This window comes from Adlercreutzia sp. ZJ138 (assembly GCF_011038935.1).
Taxonomy (GTDB): Bacteria; Actinomycetota; Coriobacteriia; order Coriobacteriales; family Eggerthellaceae; genus ZJ141.
In genome coordinates, this window is the sequence record NZ_JAAKEA010000021.1 from 36250 (window position 1) to 43287 (window position 7038).

5 protein-coding genes are annotated in these 7038 nt (G+C 52.5%); 4 read left to right on the top strand and 1 reads right to left on the bottom strand.

What is annotated here, in order from left to right; all coding sequences use genetic code 11:
• Positions 1-471 precede the first annotated feature (471 nt).
• Positions 472-1047 carry a DUF559 domain-containing protein gene (locus G7Y43_RS08820; protein WP_165046039.1) on the bottom strand — a complete coding sequence of 192 codons (576 nt, stop codon included), beginning with the start codon at positions 1045-1047 and terminating at the stop codon, positions 472-474.
• Between the two features lie 1316 nt (positions 1048-2363).
• Between G7Y43_RS08820 and G7Y43_RS08825 the strand changes: the two genes are divergently transcribed.
• The 4 genes from G7Y43_RS08825 (at position 2364) to G7Y43_RS08840 (ending at position 6449) form a co-directional block, all read left to right on the top strand.
• Positions 2364-4859 (top strand): molybdopterin-dependent oxidoreductase, encoded by a 2496-nt coding sequence (locus G7Y43_RS08825; protein WP_165046040.1) that lies wholly within the window; start codon positions 2364-2366, stop codon positions 4857-4859.
• 18 nt (positions 4860-4877) lie between these two features.
• The gene (locus G7Y43_RS08830; RefSeq protein WP_165046041.1) at positions 4878-5504 is read left to right on the top strand and encodes a 4Fe-4S dicluster domain-containing protein; all 627 of its coding nucleotides are present in this window, start codon (positions 4878-4880) and stop codon (positions 5502-5504) included.
• A gap of 116 nt (positions 5505-5620) precedes the next feature.
• Complete coding sequence (locus G7Y43_RS08835) at positions 5621-6277, top strand: molecular chaperone (protein ID WP_165046042.1); 657 nt, start codon at positions 5621-5623, stop codon at positions 6275-6277.
• Between the two features lie 34 nt (positions 6278-6311).
• Positions 6312-6449: a hypothetical protein gene (locus G7Y43_RS08840; protein WP_165046043.1), complete on the top strand. Its 138-nt coding sequence runs from the start codon at positions 6312-6314 to the stop codon at positions 6447-6449.
• The last annotated feature ends 589 nt before the right edge of the window (positions 6450-7038 follow it).

The following is a 7038-nucleotide window of genomic DNA, read 5'->3' on the forward strand; positions in this document are numbered from 1 at the left end:
CATCCCCTCTGCTGATGCATGCGCCAGAAATCGGATCACGTCGAAGCGTAAGTACGTCACACTCTGTCCGAGCGATGATTATGTTCCACCAACGCCCGTATCCCAAAAAAACATGGAGCTCATTATTTTTCATTTATGGCCAGGTATCACGTAGGGTTTCCTAACCCATCGTGTATATCAATGATGCTAACCCAACAAACTTACTTTCGATATCAGCCCGACACACCCATTTCCGATTCCCATTCCAACACATCCGCACCCTTCCAAAAAGAAAACTGGCCAAAAATGGGCGTTAGACGACCGTTTTCTGCACCCAAACCGCCGTCTAACGCCCTTTTGTGTCCACTTTTGCTGATAGAACCGCCGTCAACTCACTCTTTCTGACCACTTTGCTAAGAGAGTGGACAAAAGGAGTGAGTTGACGGCAACAGAGTGCAGAGAATGGCGAATATTTGCCGGTTCTTCAACTTGTTAAAGACCGAACAAATCTTCCTGTCGCTGACGAAACTGACTCGATCGTATCCTCAAACGCTTCCTCAAGCGATGGGCAATCTGGATGGCTACTTTGCGCATTTCGACTGGACTGTCAAGCTGAAGTCTTGTCACCGTAATGATCCTATATCCCATTTCAGTAAGCGCACCTCGTTTCACCGCATCGTGAGCGAGCTGTTTTGATGAAAGATGGAGGTCGGAATCGTATTCCACGACGAGTTTCTCTTTTGGCCAGCACATATCCGCAACATAGTATCGACTGCCCGCAACCAAGCGCGCCCGCGATCCCAAATCGATACGATAGTTCAGCAATGCACCGGCAAACCCAAACCCGCCCTTCGCTTGAGGAAGACAAAGACGCATGGCAAGGTCAATCTCGCGCGGTGACGCAGCGTTCTCCTGTACAAACATAAGTGCTCGTCGCGCTGAGGAAACACCCCGCAAGCCCGCATTCGCGTCGAAGTAATCTCCCAACTCCGATATTGACGTAAGGGGTTTACGCTCAACAAGACCCGTCGAAGCATTTTCGTCAATAGCAAAGCGACTGCAAAGCAAAAACCCCCTTCGTACACATTCAAGGAAAGGAAGCTCCGCTGCAGCTTGCACGAAACAAAGCTCCGGTGAAGCAACGTAAATGCCATGCGCAACAAGGGAAAAAGAACGCTTAGAAAACGCATATCCTGACATGCGAACAACAGCACCCTTGACATGCCTATAATCCTCCTTCCGCGAAACGACGAAAGAGATCGGTTGCTCAAGAAAAGGTATTATCGACATCGCATAACGTACCGATGACGCCACGGGAGCACAATTCTGCAACGCCTCGAATCCAACGGCATCACAGCCACACTCTTGTGCATGAATCCACCATTGAAACGCCGATTCACCCGAAAGAAACAGCCTCATCTCACATCACCAGCCTTCGTTCGTTTTCAAACGCTTAGACTAGCCGACAGGTCCCTTCGAAATGTCTGAGAAACCTTGCTCACTTCTTCGCTTTTCTTACGTAGAACCTGCATCGAACCCACACTAAACTCGCGTTTCACAACGTCGACCTTACAAATCACAAGCACGGCGCCACACACGCGAGCTAACAAATCTCATACCCACACTCCAATCGCACGGATAAAACCGTCACCGTAGATGAGTCGTAACACCAACAATCGGCTGCTAAGATTCCCCTGAAAACAAACTGGCCAAAAATGGGCATTTGACGGCCGTTTTCTGCACCCAAACCGCCGTAAAGTACCCAATTATGGCCAGTTTTACCGCTTAAACCGCCGTCAACTCACTCTTTTTGTCCACTTTGTTCACAAGGTGATCAGAAACGGGTACTTGGCAGCAAATACTTCACCAACAAGCATCATAAAAGCATAACGAGACGCATAACTTTGAATGTATTCACCGGACACCGATCATTACAAACAGCAATACTCAACGCCGCCACGAACACTCATCCACAGCACCGTTGAGCTCTTCATTGATTGTAGGAATCCCGAACAACCTTATTGGCTCTTTGATTCCGTCAAACCTCTCTTACCGAAACAGCTTCTTGATTCTCTGGCCGATCGCCGCAGAAGAACCACCCTCGTCGTCTTATCCAGCTTCTTTGAGAATTCTGACAACTGCATAGTAGTTTCCATATCACAATTCGCTTTGTCATAAGTTGGACACATGTACAGTATTTGCAAAGGTATGTCAATGTTGTTATACAATTACTAACATAAAATATACAATTTTATTGACTGCAGCTTTTGGTCTTTTTACAATGTTACAAATGCGGCTTGCCGAAGGGGATAGCCGCGAGAACTTGCCGCCGCGCATACGGTGCGGTACATGCAAGAGAGGGAAATCTGAGTAGAGGAGGGATAATGTCAAATAAGCCGGAAAATGCTGGTTTGACCAGGCGTTCATTCCTGAAGACAACGGGACTTACCGCCGCAAGCCTTGCACTCGTCGGATGCTCAGGTGATAACCTTGAGGTCGACGAGGATAAGGCAAACGTCGAGAGCGAAGAGACGATTACATACACGTCGTGCTCTTGGAGCTGCTCGTTCTGCCAGTATGCGACCGTCGTCCGCGATGGCCACGTCGTCCGTACCGAGCCTATTCCCGGCCGCTACGAGAAGATGTGCCTTAAGGGCCGCTCACGTCTTGGGCGCACCTACTCCGAGGAGCGCATCAAGTATCCCCTAAAGCGAGCGGGTGAACGTGGCGAAAACAAGTGGGAACGCATCACTTGGGAAGAGGCCATTGACACCATTGTGACGAGGTGGACTGAAACCGCCAAGGAATACGGCCCAAATGCAAACAGCTGGTACACCTGTTCGGGCACCCAGGGTATCATGCACAGCCAGATCGGAATCTGGCGCCGCTTCTTCAACGGCCTGAACTGCACCGTCTGGGACTTAGCCTACGACCAGGCGCAGGGCACCGCGATGATCCATTGTGGCCTGAACTGGGCTGGTTTCAACGAGCCTCAGGATTGGGTTAACTCTACCGCCATCGTAGTCTGGGGTTCTAACCCTGTTGAAGCAAACATCCAATCGTGGAAGTACCTGGCAGACGCCCGTGAAGCAGGCGTTCCGTTGATCACAGTCGACCCGTTGTTCTCCCAGACCGCAGCCCGTTCGGACAAGTGGTTTCACCCCTATCCCGGCACCGACTGTGTGCTTGCACTCGGTATCTCCAAGTGGCTTGTCGACAACAACAAGGTCAACTACGATTTCGTCAAGAACCACAGCACGGCGCCCGTCATCATCAACCCGGCAGATAACAGTTACCTGCGCCTTGCCAATATAGACCCCAAGGCCGACGTTACCGCCGACAACCCGCCCGTTGCCTACGACCTGGCAACCGAATCCTTCCTCCCGGTGAACGAGTGCACTGATCCTGCCCTTTCCGACATCCCCGAGATCGAAGGCATCGGCAAGGTGCGCACCACCTGGGAAGCTTGCATGGAGCACATCAAGGATTACTCGATCGAATACGTCGCCGAGTTTTGCGAGATGGAAGCCGCCGACGTTGTCGAGCTGGCCGAAATCTGCTCTTCCGACACCATGTACCATTACATCAACATGGGCGCTGGTGCTCACACCAACGGCATGCACGCGAACTTCGCCTACTGCTGGATCCCTATGATGACCGGCTGCTTTGGCCACAAGGGCGCAAGCTTTGGTGGCTTCGACCAGTGGTGGGGTCTCTATTTCGGCCCCAATAACGTGCCAACCGATGGCACCGTCGCCCCACACGTGCCCACCATCGTCGCCTGCGACGTTATGCAGTCGGGCAAGTACATGGATGAAGACTGGCCAATCAAGAACGTCTGGATCACCCACGGCAACATCTTGGGATCCAACATCAACTCTAATCGCTGGCTGAAAGAGTTCTTCGAACCCATGGAGTTCATCGTGGTCTGCGACATCGACTTCACCGAGGATGCGCGCTGGGCCGATCTCCTGCTTCCCGCACCTCATATCTTCGAGTACGAGGATGTTGTCACCTACGACACCCTGAAGCAGATCAAGCTGACCGAAAAGGCAATCGACCCCTTGTACGACTGCATGCCCGAGTTCGACCTGGTCAACAAGTTCTGCGAGGCGTTCGGCGCGAATGATTACTGGCCCAACCTTGCCGAGACCGTCGGCATGACCGCTGACGAGTGGTGGCACGAGACCTTCTACGGTGATGAGAATAAGGCCCAGGGCGTTGATGTTGGCATAACCATCGAGAAACTGCGCGAGGAGAAAATCATGCGCTGGTGGCCCGACCCTGAGCCCTACATCGGATACACCGACCTCCAGTTCCTCACCGAAACCGGACGCTGCCAGTTCTACCTCGACCACGCAACCCCACGCGTACTCACCACACCCGATAAGCTCGAGGAGTTCGACGAAGACTTCCAGCGCCTGCCCCGCTACTTCGACAATCCCGAGTCCAGCCGAAACAGCCCGCTGGCAGAGAAGTACCCATTTATTTTCATGTCCTGGCGTAACAACATCCGCGTACACACCAACGGCTACATGCGCCTGTGGTCGCGCGACGTGCGCCCTGAGCCGCTCATTTGGATCAATCCGGATGACGCGACAAAGATCGGCATCAAGAATCACGACTACGTCGAGGTTTACAACGACCGCGGCCACGTGGTTCTGAAGGCGATTCTGTCCGAGGCCATGCGCCCCGGCATCACTGCGTACCCGAAGGGCTATCAGCGCCACGAGTGCAAGGCTGGCTCGTTGACCGAAGTCACCACCGACTACTACGACGCCGCATGTGTAAACAGCTCGTTCTTCGACAACCGCGTCGCCATCCGCCTCTGGGATGGCCAGAACGACCCGGTTAGCGAGACTGAGATCATCGATGCATAAGGGGAGGTTTGAGTGAATATGGCTAAGAAATACGGTATTGTTATCGATACGCAGCGCTGCATTGGATGCTTTTCTTGCTCCGTTTCCTGCAAAGCGCACAACAACATCCCGAACGACGTGTGGTGGCACAAGGTCATCACCGTAGGCGGCGAAGACAACGACACCCCTGCAGGCAAGTACCCCAACCTGAGCATGTCCTATACCCCGTTCCGCTGCATGCACTGCGAAAATCCCGTATGCGTCGAGGCGTGCCCCACCGGAGCAACCTGGAAGGATGAGGAGACCGGCATCGTCATGCAGAACTCCGAGATCTGTATCGGCTGCAAGTCCTGTATTACGGCATGCCCCTACGAGGGCGCTCGCACCTTCCTGGAGAAAGAACCCGAATTCTTGGTCGACTTCCCTGTAGGCGACATCGACGCGCCGAAGCACCTCGTCAACACAGTCGGTAAGTGCACCATGTGCTACAACCGCATCGAGAAGGGCCGCGAACCAGGTTGTGTCGAAGGCTGCACGGCATCCGCCTGCTTCTTCGGAGACCTGAACGATCCTGAGAGCGTGGTCTCCAAGAAGATCGCTTCCCGAGAGTGGTTCCAGCTCCAGCCCGAGGCTGGCACCACCCCGCAAGTGTACTACCTGAAGTAACCTATAGCCTGGGTGCCGCACGGCGCGGCACCCAGGCGCTCACGATGTGTCAACCGTGGGATGGCTTTCGCGCGCTTCACAAGCTTGCCGCCCCACATGGTTCCTAGGAAACACATATGGATGAATTGAACATGGAAGAAAGACTGCCTTATGCTGCCTTTTTCGAGCTGATGGGTCTGTCTTTCTCCTATCCCGACAGGAAGCTCCTCGGCTTGATCCAAACAGGCGAATACAAAGACGCCTACCTCGAGCTGACAGGACTCGTGGGCCTCGATGGGAAAACTATCTCGGATATGACGGCGACGCTCGATAACATGACCCAGCGCGATGCGGAAGAGCTATTCCACGAATTGCGCGTCGAGTACACACGCCTTTTCGTCGGAACCCCTAAACCTCTGGTTTCTCTGTCCGAAGGAGTGTGGCTCGGCCACAAGCGTGGCGACAACGTGGTTCTCGCCATCATCAACGGATCAACCATTGCGGTCGAGAAGTTCATGAAGTCCTGCGGAATCTTCCCCTCGAAAACCAATAGAGAGCCGATAGACACCATCTACACCGAGTGTGAATTCATGCAGTACCTCCTCACCAAGTCCTCTTTCCCTGAGGATTTCGCCCGCACTCCCATCGAAGCCTATGACTACTTTCTGAAGGAGCATATGGCGAAGTGGATCCCAGGGTTTGCGGAGCAGGTGCAAGAGATTACCGAAACGGCATGGTTCGCTTCGCTCGTCCGCACGATGTGCGCTTACGTTGAGCTGCTTGCTTTCAAGTAAAAACAGGTAGCTGAATAAAGAGAAAGGAACGTCCATGATTAAACTGGGTTCCAACCAGTTTTGGCAGACATTGATCGACGAAGCCAAGAAAAAAGAGGTAGCCACCAAAGCAGCCGCCAAGCAGGCTCCCAAACAAGACAAACAAGACAAACAAGACAAACAAGACAAGTGACTGCACGATTGCTCAATTCCTTGAGTATAGGAAAGCATGAGCGCCTGAACTCAAGCCGCAACCTTCAGTCAGTGAGTGCATCAACCTTCGGTAGATTGATACAACAGCCATCAGCGAATGGGAGCGGTGGATATCGACAAACGGGTTAGAGATTATTTCTCCAACCCGTTTTTGATGTCACCAAGAACAACGAACTTGGCCCGAAAGAGAGGTTATTGGAAGTTGCGCCTCGAAAACGCCTTGTGACAGAAGAATTCATCGAACATACGCATGAAATATCCATGTGTTTCTATCAAGTATAATTGACCGCGAAGGGCCTCATTTTTTCATTTATGGCCAGGTATCACGTAGGGTTTCCTAACCCATCGTGTATATCAATGATGCTAACCCAACAAACTTACTTTCGATATCAGCCCGACACACCCATTTCCGATTCCCATTCCAACACATCCGCACCCTTCCAAAAAGAAAACTGGCCAAAAATGGGCGTTAGACGACCGTTTTCTGCACCCAAACCGCCGTCTAACGCCCTTTTGTGTCCACTTTTGCTGATAGAACCGCCGTCAACTCACTCTTTCTGACCACTTTG

What these genes read in the sequence shown, in the direction of transcription:
- G7Y43_RS08825 (WP_165046040.1), top strand. Translation starts at nt 2,364, where the DNA reads ATGTCAAATAAGCCGGAAAATGCTGGTTTGACCAGGCGTTCATTCCTG.
- G7Y43_RS08830 (WP_165046041.1), top strand. Translation starts at nt 4,878, where the DNA reads ATGGCTAAGAAATACGGTATTGTTATCGATACGCAGCGCTGCATTGGA.
- G7Y43_RS08835 (WP_165046042.1), top strand. Translation starts at nt 5,621, where the DNA reads ATGGATGAATTGAACATGGAAGAAAGACTGCCTTATGCTGCCTTTTTC.
- G7Y43_RS08840 (WP_165046043.1), top strand. Translation starts at nt 6,312, where the DNA reads ATGATTAAACTGGGTTCCAACCAGTTTTGGCAGACATTGATCGACGAA.